At 47.6% G+C, this 521-nt stretch carries 1 protein-coding gene; it reads right to left on the bottom strand.

Features of this window, described 5'->3' with window-relative positions:
- The coding region (locus tag ACTXGO_RS16215) for an NAD(P)/FAD-dependent oxidoreductase (RefSeq protein WP_443575250.1) at window positions 1-497 on the bottom strand (497 nt) is incomplete at its 3' end.
- Window positions 498-521: the final 24 nt, after the last annotated feature.

Genomic DNA, 521 nt, shown 5'->3' with positions numbered 1-521 from the left:
TAGCCAATCTCTGGCGTCATATCTAGATTCACTGAGGTCGGGCCGCCCCATCTATAAGCGATTTTGACGTCCTGTAACTGCGGATAAATCCATTTGAGATGCTCCTCGCAGTGCTGCCATGCTTTTGGGTGGCTATCTTTATCCATATCTTTGCCATAAGCGACAGCGACGCGCCCGCCGCCCATGGTGATACGTCCATCTGCGGTCGGACGAAAGTAATGCACTAATTGCCTATTATCTTCAAACGCTTGTCTTTTATACCAACCGATAGCGTCCCATTGCTCAGGCGTCAAAGGCTGCGTCACCACCTGATACGTCCACACAGGAAGTTGATGGTTTTTTAAGCGTACGCTAGGCACATTATGCGAATAACCATTGGTGCATATCACTAATTTGTCACTGGTAATACGACCATTAGGCGTTGTTACTTTGATGGTTCTAGAGTCTTCGATATCTATCGCAGGCGTTGTCTCATAAATATCGACCCCTACTTGCAAACAGATCCGTTTTAGCTCCCGCAC

It is taken from the genome of Psychrobacter sp. T6-1 (assembly GCF_052258445.1).
Note: the sequence above shows the minus strand (reverse complement) of the source record. Positions and strands in the feature narration are given on the sequence as shown.